This is a genomic window from Oceanobacillus alkalisoli, from assembly GCF_022213125.1.
In the GTDB taxonomy this organism is placed as follows: Bacteria; Bacillota; Bacilli; order Bacillales; family Amphibacillaceae; genus Oceanobacillus; species Oceanobacillus alkalisoli.
The window spans coordinates 159346-179203 of sequence record NZ_JAKNRA010000001.1; the positions used below are offsets into that span (position 1 = coordinate 159346).

Sequence of the window (19858 nt, forward strand, 5' to 3'; positions counted from 1 at the left end):
TCTCTGTGAGTACCAGGACCATGTTCTTTTATTCTCGTCATCGATTTTTATTCGTATTAGATTATCATTTCATCGTGCACAATTAAGATCACTTTTATTTGGCTTCGTTCCTGAAGCAGTTGTGCTTTGTGATGTTGCCGTTTATCATACAATGGTTTTTAGAAAAGGTCAACCGCTTTTCACAAAGTTATTCGACACTTTAGATAAATCAAATAAATTGATTGCGCTTACATTATTGATTCAATCAACTTTTGCATTTTAAAAAAATATTTAATTTTTTTCTGATAAATTTTATTTTTAGCGGGACTAGGGTCAGAGCAACTGTCCCAAGTGGGACAAGTGCTCTGACCCTAGTCCCGCAACACGAAAAAAAATGACCCGGGGATTACCGGATCATTTTCAGGTTGGTTATCTATTTAAGTAATCAGTGACTGCACCTTTTGAGGCGCTTGTAACATTATGTGCGTATTTCCCTAAGGCACCTTTTTTGTAAAGTGGTGGTGCAACCCACTTGCTGCGACGGGTCTCAAGTTCTTCTTCGCTCACTTCAAAAGTCAGCTCCATGTTCACTGTATCGATCGTGACGGAATCGCCTTCTTCAACTAGCGCAATCGGCCCTCCGACTTGTGCTTCTGGTGCAATGTGACCAATTACAAGCCCGTGGGTTCCACCAGAGAAGCGCCCATCTGTTAAGAGGGCAACTTTTTCACCAAGGCCTTTCCCTACTAGAATACTAGAAAGGGATAGCATCTCCGGCATTCCTGGTCCGCCTTTTGGTCCGACATAACGGATAATTAACACGTCGCCTTCATTGATTCTATCTTCTATCACAGCTTGTGTCGCTTCTTCCTCGGTGTTAAAGACACGTGCTGGACCAGTATGTTGTTTTACTTTAACTCCCGACAGTTTCGCAACCGAACCTTCTGGTGATAGATTTCCTTTCAGAACGACCAGTGGTCCATCTTTACGTTTCGGATTGTCAAGCGGCGTAATTACCTCTTGTCCTTCTGTCAAATCCGGAACATCTTTCAAGTTTTCTGCTAATGTTTTTCCAGTTACAGTTAAGCAATCTCCATGTAGGTAGCCGTTTTCCAGTAGCATCTTCATGACTGCCTGAACCCCGCCAACGTTGTATAAGTCTTGGAAAACGAATCTTCCGCTCGGCTTCAAGTCGGCAATATGAGGGACTTTTTTCTGGATACGTGCGAAGTCATCAATCGTAAGGTCGACTTCAATTGCATGAGCGATCGCAAGTAAGTGTAGAATTGCGTTCGTTGAGCCACCAAGTGCCATAACTAGGGTAATAGCATTTTCAAATGCTTCTTTCGTCATAATATCTTTCGGGAAAATCCGTTTCTCAATCAGATTATATACAGCACGGCCTGCTTCCTTCGAGTCAACGCCCTTCTCTTTCGATACTGCAGGGTGGGAAGAGCTTCCTGGTAAACTCATACCTAACGCTTCAACCGCTGATGCCATCGTGTTTGCAGTGTACATTCCACCACAAGACCCAGCACCTGGACAAGCAGCACATTCGATTTGTTTTAGCTCTTCGTCACTGATGTCCCCTTTATTATTTTTCCCGACACCTTCGAAGACAGATACGAGGTCGATATCTTTTCCGTTCAGATTACCCGGTGCAATTGTTCCTCCGTAAACGAAGACAGATGGAATTTCCGCGTTAGCTATTGCGATCATACAGCCCGGAATGTTCTTATCACATCCTCCAAACGCGACAAGTCCGTCCATATTTTCCGCTCCGACAACTGTTTCAATCGAGTCAGCGATAATCTCCCGGCTCGGAAGCGAGTAGCGCATGCCTTGTGTACCCATCGAAATTCCGTCAGAAACAGTAATCGTATGGAACAAGAACGGAACTGCTCCTGCCTCACGTACACCCTCTCTTGCTTCTTTAGCTAATGCTCCGAGATGTACGTTACATGGTGTGACATCACTTTCTGTATCTGCAACACCGACCATCGGTTTTTTAAAGTCTTCATCGGTAAGACCTACCGCCCGAAGCATCGCCCGGTTCGGTGAACGCATTTTCCCATCAAATGCCTGACTCTTAATTCTTAGATCCTTTGACATACCTTCTCCACCTTTCATTTTCGAATCATTATAAGATTAATTTTCAAATAGTTCAATGTATTAATTTGTTTTTCGCTATAAAATAGGCTCGAAAAAACCGGGTAAATTAACATTTTCGACAAATTAATAAATATTTTTTGGTTACGGATGAATGTGTCATAACATAACGTTTGCAAATACATATTATCCGAATTACTACAAAGAATATAATCATAATGAATTCCAATCGTAATCAGGAAATAATTATTCGAATACCAAGAAGGAACAGAATATGAGTGAAAAAAAAGCAGTAGTAATCACAGGAGCGGCACAAGGAATTGGAAAAGAATTAGCATCACGTTTAGCAAGTGATGGTTTTCGTGTCGTATTAAGTGATGTGAATGAATCTGTACTAGAGGAAACAGCGAAAGAATTAGCCCCCCATAAAATTACGGTCAACTCCTATTATCCTGGTATCGTAGGAACGGGTATGTGGGAACGGCTGGATGAAAAGATGATGGAACATATGGGGACGAAGAAGGGAGAAGCATTTGCGAAATTCACGGAAGGAATTGCACTTGGCCGTTCTCAAACTCCAGAAGATGTAGCAAACCTTGTTTCTTTCCTCGCTTCTTCAGATTCTGATTATATTACTGGTCAAAATATTCTCACGGATGGTGGTATGGTGTTTAACTAAGCGGTCAACGCAGAAAATACTTTAAAATATTATTTTCCTAAAAAACCCCTTTGGATCGGACAACCAAAGGGGCAATACTTAATTATTTATCTTCTCCAGCAGCGGTAAAAGGTCCATAAGTTCGTTGATTTCATAGTGAGGTTTGACTTTCTCAGGTTTAGCATCTTTACGGTTGATCCAGACGGAAGTGATTCCCGTTTGTACTGCTCCAAGTATATCTGTGTTCAAATTATCTCCAACCATGATGACTTCCTGTTTATCTTTTTCGATAAGTTCCAATACATGTTCAAAAATCGCTACATCCGGCTTTCCTTTGCCAAAAGCACCGGAAATAATAATTTGTTCGAAATACGGTACAAGCTCAGGTGTTAAATCAAGCTTGATATTCTGCAAGGCAGGTGAACCGTTCGTTAATAAAACAAGTTCATATTTCCCTTGCAGGCACTCGAGTAATTGTAATGTATCGTCATAAAGCTTCGCCGTTGTTTTCCTTGCTTTCGGGAACGTTTCGCCGAGCTCGGCACCAAATGCTACATCATCAATACCAAGATCTTTGAGACCTCTTGTCCACGCTTCTTTCCGATATTCCGGAACAATTTTACGTAGTTCCGGGAACATGCCGCCTTCATCCGGGAACTCGCCCCATAATCCTTCAAACGGATTAATGCCAATCATCTGTGTAAATTCATATGTAGGATACGATGCATAAATTTCTCTTGCATTTGCCCGCACACATTTCTCCAGTTCTACTGGATCTAAATCGTACTTTTCCTGTGCTACTTTACACGTAGCTGCAAACGCATCTTGCACACTTTTTTCATCCCAGAGCAACGTATCATCCAAATCAAATACAATCGTCTTAATCACCATTCGTTCTCCCTTCAACTCAAGTAAACTAACCTTACCCAACTTTCACACCTAAAAATTCCCAATCGCTTTCATTCAGCGTGAGTGATTTGCTCATTCTCTAGACTGGAGTTCTAATCGCCGTTCAGTTGCCCGGTGGACGGATGCGCATCCTTGGGCACTGCCGGAGCTCCTCGGGCTGAGCACTAAGGGGTCTCCAGGCTCGTGCTGTTCCCGCAGGAGTCACCGTCCACCGGGCAACTAAACTGGTAAGATTGTTATGATAAATAGAAGTTAATCCGTCTCAATACAGGTTATATTCCAGGAATATCAAATAGCGTTCAAAATTTGACCTTTCCACTAAGCAGTCCAGACACCTCGAGACTCCTGCGGGAGGATAGGCCTGGCGAGAGACCCCGCAGCGCGATAGCGCGAGGAGGCTGGCCGGCCGCTCAGCAGGTGCGAGAGGTGTCTGGACTGCGGACCTCCAAAAGAGAGTTTCAGTTTCGGATACTTACGCTGAATGAGAGTGATTAGCTTTTTAGGGTACGCTAGTTGGGTAACCTTACTTTAGCATAAAACGGAACTTTATTCAGTTGGACTGGCACATGCTGATACTGTCATAAAACAATCACCCCCAACAAAAGGATACAAAATATCCGTGAGATCCGCCGATGACTCAAAAAAATAAAGAGTCAAAAAATTCTCTTGCTAAAATCTGAAAAATCGCTTATCATTAAGGGAAACTTTGTTGAATAAGGAGATAGAGATATGGAAGTACAGTCAATACAAGTCGAGAAGAACACCGCACCTAAGGAAAAACCTATGACTGATCAATTAGAATTTGGCAGGGCTTTTACGGATCATATGTTTGTAATGGATTATTCCGATGAGCTCGGGTGGCATAATGCTAAAATTCTACCATATCAGCCGCTTACGGTTGACCCTTCCGCCATGGTATTCCATTACGGCCAATCGGTTTTTGAAGGATTAAAAGCATTTCGCACGGAATCGGATGAGGTTCAACTATTCCGTCCAAGTAAAAACTTTGAACGTATGAATAAATCCAATGAACGACTTGTTATTCCAGAAATTGACGAAGAGTTTGTCTTGAAAGCATTAATAAAACTAGTTGAAATCGATAAGGATTGGGTGCCGGATGCAGATGGTACTTCCCTCTATATTCGTCCGTTTATCATTGCAACGGAACCGTTTCTAGGTGTCGCACCATCTCGAAATTATAAATTCATCATCATTCTTTCACCAGTAGGTTCCTATTACAAAGAAGGTATCAATCCTGTAAAAATCGCAGTTGAAAGCAAATTTGTCCGTGCTGTAAAAGGTGGAACAGGTGAGGCGAAGACAGGCGGAAACTACGCAGCAGGGCTAAAAGGCCAGGAAGACGTAGCGAAGGATGGCTATTCTCAAGTACTTTGGCTTGATGGGGTCGAAAGAAAATATATTGAAGAAGTCGGCAGTATGAACGTATTCTTTAAAATCAATGGAGAAGTAATTACGCCTGCATTAAATGGCAGTATTTTACCAGGGGTGACTCGTGACTCTGTTATTCAATTGCTGAAACATTGGAACATTCCGGTATCTGAACGCAGAGTGAGTATGCAGGAGCTTGCTGATGCTCACGCGGACGGTACGCTGGAAGAAGCTTTCGGCTCCGGGACAGCAGCAGTTATTTCACCAATCGGCATGCTTAGCTGGAATGGTAAAGAATATCGTATCAACGATGGCGAAACCGGTGAAATCTCTAAGAAAATTTATGATACGATAACCGGAATCCAATACGGAAAACTTGATGACCCATTCAACTGGAATGTACCTGTAACAGAAAAAGCAAAAGTAAATCAATAAATAATCATTCATCTCCAGCCTTTATGCTGGAGATTTTTTTATTTCTCTCCTCTGACTATTTACGCTTTGCTCTACGAATGATAAAGTAGAAACGGTCATTATAATTAGAAAGGAAACACTTTGATGCAAAATCAAAATCAACTTACTCAGTATTTCTATATTATTCTTGGTGCAACAATTGTCGGAGTAACCTACAATATGTTTTTACTTCCTGCAAAGCTTGCTGCAGGTGGAATTTCTGGGGTAGCTACCTTGCTCTTTGAAATGTATGAGCTTAGCCCTGCCTTTACGCAAATCGCAATAAACATTCCGATTTTCCTAATTGGCTGGCTTACGATGGGAAGTGACTTTGGATTAAAAACGTTGGCTGGGACATTTTGGGTTCCTTTTATCATCTATTTAACTCAGGATATTACGCTCACAATTACGAACCCATTACTCGGTGCAGTTTACGGCGGGATCCTTCTCGGTGCCGGACTTGGCATTGTGTATAAAGGGAATGGTTCTACTGGCGGGACCGCTGCTTTAGCGCAAATTATGAAACGGTTCACGAATCTTTCAAGCGGCTATGCCCAGCTGCTTGTCGATGGATTTGTTGTTATCACTTCCATATTCGTTTTCAGTTTAGAACTGACATTATTCGCCTTAATGACCATTTTCATATCGAGTAAGGCTATCGACTTTGTTCAGCTCCGGACTTCTGCGACGAAACTCATTCTTATTATTAGTGAGGAAGAAGAGAAAATTCAGCGGATCATTAAAGAGGAAATTGACCGGGGATTAACGAAAGTCCGTACGGTCGGTGGTTATTCGAATCAGGATAAAACGATGTTGTTATGTGTAACGGAACAACATGAAGCTGTCGAATTAAAGAAAATCCTGCAAAAAGAAACCCCAAATGCATTCGTTATCTTTCTGAACGCTTCTGAAATTCTCGGTCGCGGCTTTTCAATTGATAAATATTACGGTCAAAAACTATAGAAGCACTGGGGATTACCCCTCGGCTTCTATTTTTTTAATTTGATTCATGAAGTTGTTATAAGCAAATCCTTTTACGGTTTCCTCCGAGTAGAATTTAAGGAGTCCATTTATTAAGTTTTGGTATTCGCCAGCATGGGATAGATTGTCGATAAAAGTGCTTATTCCATCAAAATCTGAACCGAAGCCAATATGTTTTTCCGCACCCAGAGCACATAGATGATCAATATGTTTAATAAAATCGGAAATGGTTGCTTTTGTACTATTTTCCCGAATAAATGGCGGATTGAAAACCGTATGGATAAATCCGCCTTTTCCAATCAATGCTTGTATTGCATCATCTGGAAGGTTACGTTGGTGGTTGCAAATTGCCCTTGCATTGGAATGGCTGGCAAACGGGTAATGAGCATGTTCAAGCACATCCCAGAAAGCAGCATCAGATAAATGGGAAACATCCGTAAGTATTCGGTTTTCATTATTAAGCGCGACAACTTCTTTCCCGAAAGCTGTCAGCCCAGCACCGCGCACTTCCCCTGCCCCATCAGCACAAAGATTTGCATCATTCCATGTCAATCCGACTGATAATACTCCAAGTCGGTAAAGTGTTTTAAGTTTCATTAGATCATTCCCGATACACTCGGCACCCTCGAGCGTGAGAACGGCACCGATTTCTCCTTGTTTTAAATGATTTATTTCGGTAAAACTCTTAATATGTTTCATCTCCGGATTTTTTCCGATAATTTCCGAATGAAAAAGATCGACTTGTTCCAGAGCATGTTGCCATTGTTCATCCGTCGGGATACTAGGATGAATAAATATAGCGAAAAATTGCACTCGGACTCCGCCTGTTTTTAAACGTTCCAAATTCGTCCCCAATTCAGCTGATTTACGAAAATGGAGTGGCGCATCATATTCCACACGTCTTTTTGCCATCTGTAATTTTAACAAAGCATCACAATGGGTATCGATAACATACAACTTTAATCTCTCCCTTCGTTAATAGTAATTCAAGTTTAAACCGAGCACAAAGATTCGACAAGGATCGATGATTTCTATCTTAAATATAAATAATTTGCTAAAATAAGAAAAAGGAGTGTGATTCGCTTGGAGCAATATAATGAAAAAGATTTTAATCAAGCTTTTGAAGAGGAAACAGAAAAGGTCAATGCAGAACTTGAAAAAGAAATTTTATTTGCGATGATCGGCGACGTCAACACCGGAAAGTCATCAACCATTAATCAGCTGATAGGTGATGAAGTTGCTGAAGTCGGAGCAAAACCAGGAGAAACAACCAATATCGACCGTTATGTATACCGCGATAAAATCATCTTTGTCGACACCCCTGGTTTAGATGATATTGAAGCAAAGCATTCGGAAGAAACATTGAAATTTTATAAAGAAGCGGATGTCGTACTCTTTTTCTTAAACGCAGCAGGAACCGTTTTATCAGAAGGTGAATTACGTTCCTTTGAAACGATTCGAAAAGCGAATAAGGATATTCTGTTCGTTCTGAATAAAATTGATGCAGCAGACGATATCCCTGGACTCATCCGGTATATTAAAAAACATACGAGCTCAGGGTCCAAGGTGGTGCCTATATCCTCAAGGACCGGAGAGAATATCGATAAATTGCGTAATGAAATTCTGGATATCCTGCAAAAAAAGCATAAAGAAGTCCAATTTGCACGGCTGATCAAAGAAAAATCTTCAACAGCAAATAAATGGATCCTTACAGCGTCCGGATCTGCTACAGCTGTCGGAGCAGCACCGATTCCCGGCTCTGACTTTGTACCTTTAACCGGTATCCAGGTTGGACTGATGGTAAGACTTGCTATCCTTTATGAAAAACCTTTATCAAAAGCAAAAGCGAAGGAGTTAATCTTAGCGACGATAACTGGGAATATCGGGAAAACGTTATTCCGGCAAGTTGTTAAATTCATACCAGGTGCCGGCTCTGTCGCTGGCGGAAGCATCGCAGGCGGAATGACGTTAGCGCTAGGCTATGCTGTAAAATACGCCTATGAAAATGATATCGAACTAGACGCGAAAACACTTGGCTCCTTGTATGATTTCTTTAAAGAAAAAAGCAAAGGAGTTAAATGATGCGGATTCGTACTATCCAGGAAAAGGACAATAAAAAAATCGAAGCAATCATTAAACAATCACTTGAGTTTGAAAAGTTAAATATTTCCGGGACTGCTTATTTTGATCCCTATCTTGGTGAGCTTTATCAATTTTATCAAGCAGAATCGGCTGCAAACTATTGGGTTGCTGCAGATGAAAACGATGAAGCGGTTGGCGGTGTTGGCATTGGCCCCTTTGGCAATCATGCCGGTATAGGAGAGCTGCAAAAACTCTACCTTGCTCCAGCTATCAAGGGCCAAGGTATTGCCAAAAAGCTGATACAAACAGCACTGGAATTTGCTGGCAAACATTATTCCCAGTGCTATTTGGAGACATTCGAATCCCTTACCGCTGCCAATCGGCTATATGAAAAGTTCGGATTTATCAAGCTTGAAAAACCGCTTTCCGGATCCGAGCATAACGCTTGTAATGCTTGGTACATTAAGAAATTATAATATGGCTGGGACGTATGTTTCAAAGATTAGGACGTCCCAGCCTTATGCTATCGTTACTTAATAGCTAACGAATGATGGCATACATTTTTATATCTTGATTCTTCCTCTTGATTACCCGCGCCTTGTGTAGGGTTCCTTCATATTGTAACCTGTACATCGCTTGCAAGTCTGTTTGGTTTTACTCTTCTTAACCGAAGCCGCCCTGATTCCAATGTAGGCAAATTACTAAATATATCTTGAACTTCCATCGCTTTCTCCCCCTACTTAATTATTGGGGATTATTATACCACAAAAGCAGAACAGTCAAAGCCGGAAATAGACTGGGTTGCAATCCAGCTTGACTAATAGGAACAATTTATAAAAATTTCTTTTTAACTTCTTCTCCATAGCAGCTGAATCGAATATCGCGGTCTTCTACAATCGTCTCAAGATGGACCGGTCTGCCCCAGAGTTCATAAACATATGGCAGCACATGTTCAAGATATGGCAAGTCAAGCTCTGTTTCTTCATAATGATGCATGAGATAAAGTTCTCCATTTCTGTTATAGTCACCGTCCACGACAGTAAGATATGGGAACCCACCATTCACGCGCATGGAAACGAGCTGATCTCGGACTTGTTCGTATTCCTTTGTAGATACCCGGTAATCCCTTCCCTTTTTCTCAAACAAATACATATCTTCGCGCTCCACCATTTCTTTCGTTAAATAATTCCGGATAAACGAAATGTCTGACTCGATTTCCCGAACTTCAAACATTTTTTCTCGTCCGCTTCCTGGTTTCACGCCACGGGCAAGCATCTTTTCTGTCGGATCGTTATATCTTTCCTCAATCTCCTCAAACATCTTGATTCCTAAATAATACGGATTAATCGAGGTGCGGGATGGCTGTAAGACTCCAGCATTTAATGAAGCATATTCAATCGTCTCGGCACTCGTTAAATCGAGTTCACGCATGATACGCTGATGCCAGTATGATGCCCAGCCTTCATTCATAATTTTCGTTTCAAGCTGCGGCCAGAAATAAAGCATCTCATCCCGGAGCATTGTTAAAATATCGCGTTGCCACTCCTCGAGTTCCCGGCTATGTTGTTCGATAAAATAAAGTAAATCTTTTTCAGGTTTCGGCGGGAATTTCTTCCGTTCTCTTCGGACGACAGGCTTTTCTTTTTCTACTTCATCAAGACCCCATAAATCATCATAGGGCGTAGATTTTTGCTCTAGCTTTGTTTCTTTCTCTTCGTAATCCTGTTCACCACGCATGAGGGACGGATCGATATGCTCTTGGATGGCGAGTACCCGGTCGAGAAAATCCTCAACCTCTTTTTTCCCGTACCGCATCTCGTACGCTGCGATTCGCTCTGCCGTCGTCGTCATACTTTCCACCATATCCCGGCGCGTATTTGAGAACCTGACATTGTTTTTAAAAAAGTCACAGTGGGCGAGTACATGGGCAATAATCATTTTATTTTGCACAAGTGAGTTCGTATCAAGTAAAAAAGCGTAACAAGGGTCAGAATTAATGACGAGTTCATAAATTTTACTTAAACCAAGATCATATTGAAGCTTCATTTTATGAAACTGTTTACCAAAGCTCCAGTGATTGAAACGAGTAGGCATTCCGTAAGCGCCAAAGGTATAAATTATATCTGCCGGACAAACTTCATAGCGCATCGGGTAAAAATCGAGACCAAAGCCTTCTGCAACTTCTGTAATCTCACTTATTGCATACTCTAATTCCTTATTCTCTATCAACGGGATCCCTCCCTCGTTTCCATCCGTGAGAAAAAGCTTTTTAGTGCAGGATACACATCTTGTTTCTCCCTGAGCTGGTAATAGCGAAAGTTCGGATGCTTGATCGTCTGATACGTGTTCATCAATGTCGAATAACGGTTATAACTATTTACCTCCCCGTATCCGAACATTTGAGATACATCAAGCAACTCATCAACCAATTTTAAGCATTTCACATTATCTGAGGTGATATTCTCCCCGTCGGAAAAGTGAATCGGATAAATATTATAGCGGGACGGTGGATATTTTTCCTCAATCAGCTCCAGTGCTTTCATATAGGCGGAAGAACAAATCGTTCCCCCACTCTCACCCTTCGAGAAAAATTCATCCTTTGAAACAACCTTTGCCATCGTATGATGAGCAATGAATTCAAATTCGACTGTCTGATATTTTTTTATTAAAAAGCGATTCATCCAGAAAAAGAAACTGCGTGCCATATACTTTTCAAATGTTCCCATAGATGCACTCGTATCCATCATCGCAAGGACTACTGCCTTTGATTCATGCTTCACTTCTTCATTCCATGTTTTAAAACGTAAGTCATCGGGATGAATCGGTGTGATGCTTGCCTCACCTTCTGTCGCGTTCCGTTTCAGGGCAGATAAAATTGTCCGTTTCTTATCGATATTCCCCATAAGACCTTTCTTACGGATATCATTAAATTCAATGTTCTCCGTCACCATTTCCCCGGTTTCTTTTTCCGCTAAATTCGGCAGTTCCAGCTCTTTTAATAATGCATCTTCAATATCAGCGAGAGATACTTCCATTTCATAAAAATCCTCTCCTGGCTGGTCTCCCGGCTTCTCTCCACTGCCTTTTCCTTCTTCATTTCCTGAGCGGGCAATTACATCACCGACTTGACTGTCGCCATCCCCTTGACCGACATGTTTTGTTTTATCATGGTTATAACGGATTTTATATTCATCAAGGGAACGGATTGGAATTTTCACGACATTTTTGCCATCGGAAAGAATAATGTTCTCCTGACTTATTAAATCAGGGAGATTATTTTTGATCGCTTCTCGGACCTTATCTAAATGGCGTTGCTGATCCTGATTGCCTTTACGATGGAGAGACCAATTTTCCTTGGAAACGATAAATTGCTGCTTGTTTGGCTTTGCTCCCATCCTTCTCCTCCTTCATATTCCATTCGCAATGCAGACTGCTTGTTATATCCTATTCATCTTCAGGATCATTCGTTTCCCTCATAACCCAACTTTCCAATCTAATAACTATTGTTTTCATTCAACGTAAGTGTCCAAAAATCACTTCTGAAGGTCCGCAGTCCAGACACCTCTCGCACCTGCTGAGCGGCTGGTGAGCCTCCTCGCAGGCAAGCCTGCTGCGGGGTCTCACCAAGCCTATCCTCCCGCAGGAGTCTCGAGGTGTCTGGACTGCTACGAGGAAATGCCATATTGGAATCACTGTTTAATGTACCGGGAAAGTATAATCCTTATCGTGGCGGAATAATTTATATTTAAAATAATCATCTCTCCCAGTTCAGTTGCCCGGTGGACGGTGACTCCTGCAGGAAAAGCACGAGCCTGGAGACCCCGCAGGGCGCGAGCCCGAGGAGCTCTAGCAGTGCCTAAGGATGCGCATCCGTCCACGGGGCAACTGGACGACGATTAATGCTCCGAACTAAATGAACGTGCAAAACACTTACGCTGAATGAAAGTGTAATCTTAACGGTTTAGTAAGCTTCCAACGTAACGAAGCAGTTCGTTGGCAGAGGTAGAGTTATAGCCGTATTCATCAATTAAGCGGGCGATGACCTCGTTTACTTTTTTCAGCTGATTCTCATCCGGTGTCTGGGAGGTAGTCGTAATTTTTACGACGTCTTTTAAATCGGCGAATAATTTCTTTTGAATTGCTTCTCGGAGCCGTTCATGGGAATTATAATCAAACCGTTTTCCTTTCCTTGCATAAGCAGATAAACGAATTAATATTTCTTCCCGGAAGGCTTTTTTCGCGTTTTCAGAAATTCCAATTTGCTCCTCAATTGAGCGCATGAGTTTTTCATCTGGATTCATCTCTTCCCCAGTTAATGGATCACGCAGCTTATTCTTGTTACAATAGGCCTCGACATTATCGAGATAGTTATCAAGTAAAGACTTTGCCGATTCCTCATAGGAATAGACAAATGCTTTTTGAACTTCATTTTTGGCAATCTCATCGTATTCCTTGCGGGCAACAGCAATATAATTCATATATTTCTCCGCGTCTTCTCTTGATATCGCCGGATGTTGATCAAGCCCATCTTTTAAAGAACGCAGTACATCTAATGCATTAATGGACGGAACTTCTTTACGGATGATAGCAGAAGAAATTCTATTAATCACATAACGTGGGTCAATTCCTGACATACCTTCATCTTGATGCTCACGCCCGAGCTCTTCAATATCGACTCGATTAAATCCTTCAACATTTTCTCCATCATAAAGACGCATTTTCTTCACGAGGTCGATTCCCTGCTTTTTTGAATCCTTCAAGCGAGTCAATATAGAGAAAATTGCTGCAACCCTTAAGGCATGCGGAGCGATATGAACATCTGCTATATCACTTTCCATGATCATTTTTTCATAAATCTTCTCTTCTTCACTCACCCGGAGATTATATGGAATGGGCATCACAATAATTCTCGAATGAAGCGCTTCGTTCTTTTTATTGGCAATAAAGGAGCGATATTCCGTCTCATTCGAATGGGCTATGATCATTTCATCCGCCGAGATTAAGGCGAATCTTCCCGCCTTAAAATTCCCTTCCTGCGTTAACGATAATAAGTGCCATAAGAACTTCTCATCGGATTTCAAAATCTCCTGAAACTCCATCATTCCACGGTTTGCCTTATTCAATTCACCATCAAAACGATATGCCCGCGGATCAGATTCTGAACCATACTCAGCAATAGTAGAAAAATCAATACTTCCTGTTAAATCAGCAATATCTTGGGATTTCGGATCGGATGGACTGAATGTACCAATTCCAGTCCGCTTATCCTCTGAGAAAAAGATTCGTTCCACCCGTACATCCTCAATTCGTCCACCATACTCTTTTTCAAGACGCATCGTATTTAATGGAGATAAACTACCCTCAATCCGAATACCATATTCCTCTTGAAATTCTTTACGCAAGTGCGGTGGAATTAAATGGAGCGGATCTTCATGCATTGGACATCCTTTGATTGCATAAACGGCACCTGCATCTGTTCGGGTATATTCTTCCAAACCACGCTTCAACAGTGTCACAATCGTCGACTTTCCGCCACTTACCGGTCCCATTAATAATAAAATTCGTTTCCTTACATCTAAACGCTTGGCTGCCGGGTGAAAATACTCCTCGACAAGCCGCTCAATCGCTTCTTCCAATCCGAATATATCATCCCCGAAAAATTGATAGGTTTTCCTGCCATTTTCTTCGGTGAATCCTTCATCTTTAATCATATTATATATACGGGAGTGAGCAGATTGAGCGACATGTGGTCTTTCTTTGACAATCTCAAGATACTCAGCAAATGTTCCTTCCCATCGTAAACGGCTTTCTTCTTCGCGGTACGCTCGAACTTTATTTAGAATTTCCATAGTTACTCCCTCCATGATAGCAGCGATTTATATATCCTATGCCGGACAGGGGGTTAACATTACCCCGGAATTTAAGGAACCGGAAGTCAATCAATAGTTTTGCCGAAAAAGGTATGAATCGCCTAAAATTATGGGTATATTAAGAAACAACAGCCGATGAGGTTCCGGAAGCTTTATGAAGCATCAGCAGCTCTTGTTCAATCTTAGAAATTCCTATCCAAGTAGGATATACGTTTTACATTTTTAACAAAGAAGGTGTTTAGATGACAGTGAAAAAAAGCTATTATTCTATCATTGATATCGGCTCCAACTCCATTCGCCTTGTAATTTACGCGCAAGATCACTCCCTTCGTCTTCATGAAGTGGAGAATGTAAAAGCGATGGCAAGACTAAGAAATTATCTAACAGAAGATAATGTGATGAACAACAAAGGAATTGAAAAACTTATTCGTACCTTAACGAGTTTTCGAGAAGTAGTTCATAACTATGAGCTTACGGAATTTATTTGTGTCGCAACGGCCGCGGTAAGGCAAGCCAAGAATCAAGCAGAAATCTGTGAACAGGTCTATGAAGCAACCGGCTGGAAACTTCGCATCCTTTCAGAAAAAGAGGAGGCATACTACGGCTACCTATCAGTGGTCAATTCCACAACAATTAATGAAGGAATAACGATTGATATTGGTGGTGGCAGTACCGAAATTACTTATTTTAAAGACAGACGTATCGTACATGCTCACAGTTTCCCTTTCGGTGCATTGACGTTGAAGCAATTTTTCAACAGTGCGAAGCCTACCCGTAAAGAAATCCACGAACTTCAGGAATTTTTAAGGAGCCAATTAAAAACGTTGAACTGGATAAAAGGGAAAGCTGTACCATTGATTGCAATTGGAGGAAGCGCGAGAAACCTTGTTCAAGTTCATCAGCAACTCGTTAAATATCCGCTCGCAGGCTTACACCAATATTTGATGACAGATAAAGCAATTGAGAAAGTCTGCCGGTATTTAGCTAATTTCAATGAAAGTGGCCTGGAAAAAATAGAAGGGCTTTCAAAGGAACGGGCTGATACGATTGTCCCTGCTTCTTTCGTGTTTTTAACCATTTATCAATTTATGAAAGCGAAAGGGTTTATTTTAAGTAGAAAAGGACTCCGGGATGGGGTCTTTTATGAGCATTTAGCTGCGAATGCAGATGAAAATTTATATCCGGATGTGCTCAAGGACAGTATTCTTGAACTTGTTTATGAATATAATCTTAACCGGGAGCAAATCCAGCATATTGCAATGTTATCGAAGAAGCTTCTTGAAGGATTGGCGGAGCTGCAGGTCGGTGAACTCACTTCTTCCGATTGGAAATATTTACAACTCGGATGCTATGTCTATAATCTTGGCAATTATATCGATTCGGAATCCAGTTCGCAGCATAGCTTTTATCTTCTTGCCAACCGAACGATTGATGGTCTTTTGCATATCGAACGTCTAAAATTAGCCTTGCTTGCATCTTTTAAAAATAAAACTGCTTTCCAGCAATATATGCAGTCTTTTACCGATTGGTTGTCAGATAAAGAACAGGAAAAACTATACACACTTGGAGCACTGCTAAAATTTATGTACTGCCTGGACGCGACGAAACGACAAGTCGTCACCGATTTTGATTTAAAAATAACCAAGCGGGACATTTACCTCGATGTATATTGCAATCAGGATTTTATGCCAGAACAATACCAAGCGGAAAAACAGAAAAAACATCTGGAAAAAGCCCTGGATCGAAATGTTCATATAAATTTTACAATACCTGTACTGAAAAGTTAGTATAATGGAATAGTATAAAGTAAAACTTCAATCAGTGGAAGTTTTACAGACGGTAATACCGGGATAAAATATTTGTTACTACTGCTAAAGTAAAGGTGGATGGCTATGCTCAAGATAGATAAAAACAAGTCACTTGATCAGCCTGCATATTTCAATAATCGAGAGCTAAGCTGGTTGTCTTTTAATAAGCGAGTATTGGATGAAGCTTTTGATGTGAATAATCCACTTATTGAAAGATTACGTTTTATTGCTATCTTCTCTTCCAATTTAGATGAATTTTTTATGGTCCGAGTCGCTGGACTGAAGGACCAAGTAAGGGCTGGCTTCAATAAACCCGAAAACAAAGCAGGTCTTACTCCGAAAGAACAGCTGAAGCAAATTGGAGAATATAATAAAACACTCGTTAGCAGTCAATACAAGATTTTCAAAGAGATCCAGAATCAATTAAAGAAAGAATCCATTAACATGCTCTCCATTATAGAGCTTTCTGTAACAGAGCTCACTTGTCTGGAACATTATTTTGATGAACAGATTTTCCCAGTACTGACCCCACTCGCAATTGATGCCTATCGTCCCTTTCCGATCATATCCAACAAGTCACTGAATCTTGCCGTTGTACTGCAAGATACGTATGACCAAGAAACAGAAAGACATGCGATTGTCCAAGTTCCTGCATTGCTCAGTCGATACATCCGAATCCATTCAGGGCATAGCTATGTCGCACTAGAAGAAATCATCTCTCATTTCATGTATAAATTATTCAAAGGGTATGAAGTCCGTTTCATTACGGAATTCCGGATTACGCGGAATGCTGACTTAACCATTCATGAAGAAGGGGCCCGCGATCTTTTAAAAGTGATTGAGAAAGAAATTAAGAAACGGAAATGGGGAGCTGCCGTTCGTCTCGAAGTGAGAAAGGAGAAATATAACGCTAACGTCGTAAACTTTTTATTGAATATTTTGGAGATACATCCGAATGACTTGTATCTTGTTGATGGCCCGCTAGATTTAACCTTTCTCGTTGATTTCATCAAAACGATTCAGATGGACCATGAACATCTTATTTACCGAACGCTTATGCCTCAACAGCCGAAGGATATTCATGAAGATGAATCCGTATTTGAAGCAGCCTTGAAACGGGATATTTTTCTGCATCATCCATATGAATCATTCGATCCGATTGTAGAGTTATTAGAAGGTGCTGCAGATGATCCAGACGTTTTAGCGATAAAACAAACCCTTTATCGGGTAAGCCGCAAGTCGCCAATTATCAAAAGCCTTAAACTTGCAGCTGAAAATGGAAAACAAGTGACCGTCCTTGTGGAATTAAAGGCTCGTTTTGACGAAGAACAAAACGTTCAGTGGGCAAAGGAACTTGAAAAAGCTGGTTGCCACGTTATTTATGGGATGCATTCCCTGAAAACTCATAGTAAAATTACCCTTATCGTCCGTAAACGCCAAGGCAAGATCGAACGATTTGTCCACTTTGGAACCGGTAATTATAATGATTCGACAGCGAAAGTCTACACCGATATCGGCATCATTACGACGAAACGTAAAGTAGGGATTGACGCTACAAATTTTTTCAATTATTTAAGCGGTTATACAGAGAGACCGAAGTTTCATCATTTGGCTATGGCACCATTTGATATCCGGAATGATTTCATTCGCTATATTACGGAAGAGATAGAATTTCACAAGCAAAAAGGAAACGGACATATTATTGCAAAAATGAATTCATTGACTGATAAAATTTTAATTGAAAAATTATATAAAGCAAGTCAAGCAGGTGTACAAATCAATTTGATCGTCAGGGGGATTTGTTGTCTGAAACCCGGCATTAAAAATGTTAGTGAAAATATTACAGTACGAAGCATTGTCGGCCGTTATTTGGAGCATAGCCGGATATTTTATTTCCACAGTAACGGGGAAGAGCGTATTTTCCTTTCATCTGCAGATATGATGACAAGAAATATGGAAAAGCGGATCGAGTTGTTATTTCCAATTTATGATGAAAGAATAAAGTTACGGATTAAGAACGTGCTTGAATTAACTTTAAAGGATAATGTAAAAGCAAGAGAACAACATGCCAACGGGGTTTATGATTATGTAAAAAGAAAACCGGAAGAACGTGCTATTTCCAGCCAAATGGAATTGTTTAAATTAGCTTATGAAATGCGAGAAAATAAATAAAAACGAAGACTGCTATACTCATGCTGATATGATGAATATAGCAGTCTTCGCTTTTTTAATGGTTCAAAAACGCTCTATTCATTTTTTATATGCTTATTGTAATAATCGGCCGTAACCTTTTTTCCGTCCGTAATTTCATAATGGGTTGAAGTTTTCAAAACAATCCACGTCATGATATCTCCTTCACCTGCATCATTGACAATATAATGCCAACGCTCTTCGTATGTATCGTCCAGTTCAGCCGCGATTTCCGGGTTCAGTCGCTTTCCAGTAAGTTCAATTGCATTTAATAGTTTAATCCCTTCTACGTTACGAACTTGGGTTGCCAGTTCATCTGCGAGTTCCTCAATCGGATACTCCCTTAAAAATTCTTTATTAAAATAAGCTGCGACCGCTGCCTCATCTTCCAACAATGCCTCTTCATACATATCTTCCACAACAGAAACAGATGCCGGATTAAAACAACCGGTTAAAAGAAAGGCAGCAGCAGCTAGTAAAATAATCATTTTCCGCATGTGTTCGTATATTCCTTAGAAATCATCTGGGTTGGAGCCGGTACGTTCGTTAATGTTCATCTCGGCAATTTGTTCGACTTCTTCAGCAGTAAGCTTGAAATCAAAGATATCAGCGTTTTCAATCATCCGCTTTTTATTAATGGATTTTGGAATGGTCATAACTGCCTGGTCCAAGTCCCAGCGTAAAAGTACTTGCGGGACTGTTTTTCCGTATTTTTCCGCAATCTGAACAAGTAATGGCTCATCGAAAATACGCCCCTTTTTGAGTGGAGACCATGCTTGCATTTGAATATCATGTTCTTTACAGTACGCTAGGACATCACGTTGCGTCAAATGCGGATGGAATTCAATCTGATTCACTACCGGTTTTACTTCTGCATCTTTTCGTAATTCTTCCAAGTGATGCACATGGAAATTGCTTACTCCTATGGCACGTACTTTTTTATCCCGGTAAAGTTTTTCCAATGCACGCCATGTGTCTTTATATTTTCCGGATACCGGCCAATGAATCAAGTAGAGATCAAGATAATCAAGTCCTAACTTTTCCAATGATTCATCGAAAGCTTGCAATGTAGATTCATATCCTTGTTGATCGTTCCACACTTTCGATGTAACAAAGATTTCGTCTCTTGCAATTCCTGAATCTTTAATTGCTTTTCCAACGCCCTCTTCATTTTCGTAAACAGCAGCTGTATCGATCAGACGATATCCTACAGCAAGTGCATCTTTTACCGCATTGATTACGGTATCACCGTCTTCTACTTTAAATACGCCGAGTCCAAACCCAGGCATTTTTACGCCATTGTTTAAAGTTACCGTATCTTGTAAATTATTAATCATCGTTATCGTTATCCTCCCATTCATTGTTTCTTCCATCTTCTATCTTATCATTATTTTCTTACTTCTAACAAATTGGAAAGCAAAGGCAGAAGC

At 40.8% G+C, this 19858-nt stretch carries 15 protein-coding genes; 7 read left to right on the plus strand and 8 right to left on the minus strand.

Going from position 1 to position 19858, the window contains the following annotated elements; all coding sequences use genetic code 11:
- Positions 1-408 precede the first annotated feature (408 nt).
- Positions 409-2091: a dihydroxy-acid dehydratase gene (gene ilvD, locus L3V42_RS00770; protein ID WP_235763530.1), complete on the minus strand. Its 1683-nt coding sequence runs from the start codon at positions 2089-2091 to the stop codon at positions 409-411.
- A 271-nt stretch (positions 2092-2362) separates the two neighbouring features.
- On the opposite strand from ilvD, the gene L3V42_RS00775 reads away from it, so the two are divergent.
- Positions 2363-2767 carry an SDR family oxidoreductase gene (locus tag L3V42_RS00775; RefSeq protein WP_235763529.1) on the plus strand — a complete coding sequence of 135 codons (405 nt, stop codon included), beginning with the start codon at positions 2363-2365 and terminating at the stop codon, positions 2765-2767.
- Positions 2768-2845: 78 nt separating this feature from the next.
- Here L3V42_RS00775 and L3V42_RS00780 read toward each other — a convergent pair whose 3' ends face one another.
- Positions 2846-3634, minus strand: coding sequence for an HAD family hydrolase (locus tag L3V42_RS00780; protein WP_238471436.1), 789 nt, complete (start codon positions 3632-3634; stop codon positions 2846-2848).
- Positions 3635-4384: 750 nt separating this feature from the next.
- Here L3V42_RS00780 and L3V42_RS00785 point away from each other — a divergent pair.
- Positions 4385-5479 carry a branched-chain amino acid aminotransferase gene (locus L3V42_RS00785; protein ID WP_235763528.1) on the plus strand — a complete coding sequence of 365 codons (1095 nt, stop codon included), beginning with the start codon at positions 4385-4387 and terminating at the stop codon, positions 5477-5479.
- A gap of 123 nt (positions 5480-5602) precedes the next feature.
- The gene (locus L3V42_RS00790) at positions 5603-6460 is read left to right on the plus strand and encodes a YitT family protein (RefSeq protein WP_238470999.1); all 858 of its coding nucleotides are present in this window, start codon (positions 5603-5605) and stop codon (positions 6458-6460) included.
- Positions 6461-6472: 12 nt separating this feature from the next.
- On the opposite strand, the gene L3V42_RS00795 is transcribed toward L3V42_RS00790, so the two are convergent.
- Positions 6473-7435: a dipeptidase gene (locus L3V42_RS00795; RefSeq protein WP_238471000.1), complete on the minus strand. Its 963-nt coding sequence runs from the start codon at positions 7433-7435 to the stop codon at positions 6473-6475.
- A gap of 126 nt (positions 7436-7561) precedes the next feature.
- Between L3V42_RS00795 and L3V42_RS00800 the strand changes: the two genes are divergently transcribed.
- Both L3V42_RS00800 and L3V42_RS00805 read left to right on the plus strand, forming a co-directional pair.
- A complete protein-coding gene (locus L3V42_RS00800; RefSeq protein ID WP_238471001.1) occupies positions 7562-8560 on the plus strand; it encodes a YcjF family protein in 999 nt (332 codons plus the stop codon).
- Entirely contained in the window at positions 8560-9036 is a 477-nt protein-coding gene (locus tag L3V42_RS00805; RefSeq protein ID WP_238471002.1) for a GNAT family N-acetyltransferase, read from the plus strand. Before L3V42_RS00800 ends, L3V42_RS00805 begins: the two co-directional genes overlap by 1 nt.
- 355 nt (positions 9037-9391) lie before the next feature.
- Here the strand turns inward: L3V42_RS00805 and L3V42_RS00810 are convergent, their stop codons facing one another.
- The 3 genes from L3V42_RS00810 to L3V42_RS00820 all read right to left on the minus strand — a co-directional run bounded on the left by L3V42_RS00810 (position 9392) and on the right by L3V42_RS00820 (position 14409).
- Positions 9392-10789, minus strand: a complete 1398-nt coding sequence (locus L3V42_RS00810; protein WP_255771087.1) for a SpoVR family protein — start codon at positions 10787-10789, stop codon at positions 9392-9394.
- Positions 10786-11955 carry a sporulation protein YhbH gene (yhbH, locus tag L3V42_RS00815; RefSeq protein WP_238471003.1) on the minus strand — a complete coding sequence of 390 codons (1170 nt, stop codon included), beginning with the start codon at positions 11953-11955 and terminating at the stop codon, positions 10786-10788. The genes L3V42_RS00810 and yhbH overlap by 4 nt, the downstream gene beginning before the upstream one ends.
- 558 nt (positions 11956-12513) lie before the next feature.
- Entirely contained in the window at positions 12514-14409 is a 1896-nt protein-coding gene (locus L3V42_RS00820; protein WP_235763522.1) for a PrkA family serine protein kinase, read from the minus strand.
- 263 nt (positions 14410-14672) lie between these two features.
- Between L3V42_RS00820 and ppx the strand changes: the two genes are divergently transcribed.
- Positions 14673-16217 carry an exopolyphosphatase gene (gene ppx, locus L3V42_RS00825; protein WP_235763521.1) on the plus strand — a complete coding sequence of 515 codons (1545 nt, stop codon included), beginning with the start codon at positions 14673-14675 and terminating at the stop codon, positions 16215-16217.
- Between the two features lie 105 nt (positions 16218-16322).
- The gene (locus L3V42_RS00830; protein WP_238471004.1) at positions 16323-18410 is read left to right on the plus strand and encodes an RNA degradosome polyphosphate kinase; all 2088 of its coding nucleotides are present in this window, start codon (positions 16323-16325) and stop codon (positions 18408-18410) included.
- A gap of 74 nt (positions 18411-18484) precedes the next feature.
- On the opposite strand, the gene L3V42_RS00835 is transcribed toward L3V42_RS00830, so the two are convergent.
- Together L3V42_RS00835 and L3V42_RS00840 are read right to left on the minus strand one after the other, a co-directional pair.
- Positions 18485-18925 (minus strand): hypothetical protein, encoded by a 441-nt coding sequence (locus L3V42_RS00835; RefSeq protein ID WP_238471005.1) that lies wholly within the window; start codon positions 18923-18925, stop codon positions 18485-18487.
- Positions 18926-18940: 15 nt separating this feature from the next.
- Positions 18941-19765: an aldo/keto reductase gene (locus tag L3V42_RS00840; protein WP_238471006.1), complete on the minus strand. Its 825-nt coding sequence runs from the start codon at positions 19763-19765 to the stop codon at positions 18941-18943.
- Positions 19766-19858: the final 93 nt, after the last annotated feature.

Excerpts from the sequence above, each read along its gene's own strand:
- ilvD (WP_235763530.1), bottom strand. The coding sequence starts at position 2,091 with ATGTCAAAGGATCTAAGAATTAAGAGTCAGGCATTTGATGGGAAAATG.
- L3V42_RS00775 (WP_235763529.1), top strand. The coding sequence starts at position 2,363 with ATGAGTGAAAAAAAAGCAGTAGTAATCACAGGAGCGGCACAAGGAATT.
- L3V42_RS00785 (WP_235763528.1), top strand. The coding sequence starts at position 4,385 with ATGGAAGTACAGTCAATACAAGTCGAGAAGAACACCGCACCTAAGGAA.
- L3V42_RS00790 (WP_238470999.1), top strand. The coding sequence starts at position 5,603 with ATGCAAAATCAAAATCAACTTACTCAGTATTTCTATATTATTCTTGGT.
- L3V42_RS00805 (WP_238471002.1), top strand. The coding sequence starts at position 8,560 with ATGCGGATTCGTACTATCCAGGAAAAGGACAATAAAAAAATCGAAGCA.
- yhbH (WP_238471003.1), bottom strand. The coding sequence starts at position 11,955 with ATGGGAGCAAAGCCAAACAAGCAGCAATTTATCGTTTCCAAGGAAAAT.
- L3V42_RS00820 (WP_235763522.1), bottom strand. The coding sequence starts at position 14,409 with ATGGAAATTCTAAATAAAGTTCGAGCGTACCGCGAAGAAGAAAGCCGT.
- ppx (WP_235763521.1), top strand. The coding sequence starts at position 14,673 with ATGACAGTGAAAAAAAGCTATTATTCTATCATTGATATCGGCTCCAAC.
- L3V42_RS00830 (WP_238471004.1), top strand. The coding sequence starts at position 16,323 with ATGCTCAAGATAGATAAAAACAAGTCACTTGATCAGCCTGCATATTTC.
- L3V42_RS00835 (WP_238471005.1), bottom strand. The coding sequence starts at position 18,925 with ATGCGGAAAATGATTATTTTACTAGCTGCTGCTGCCTTTCTTTTAACC.
- L3V42_RS00840 (WP_238471006.1), bottom strand. The coding sequence starts at position 19,765 with ATGATTAATAATTTACAAGATACGGTAACTTTAAACAATGGCGTAAAA.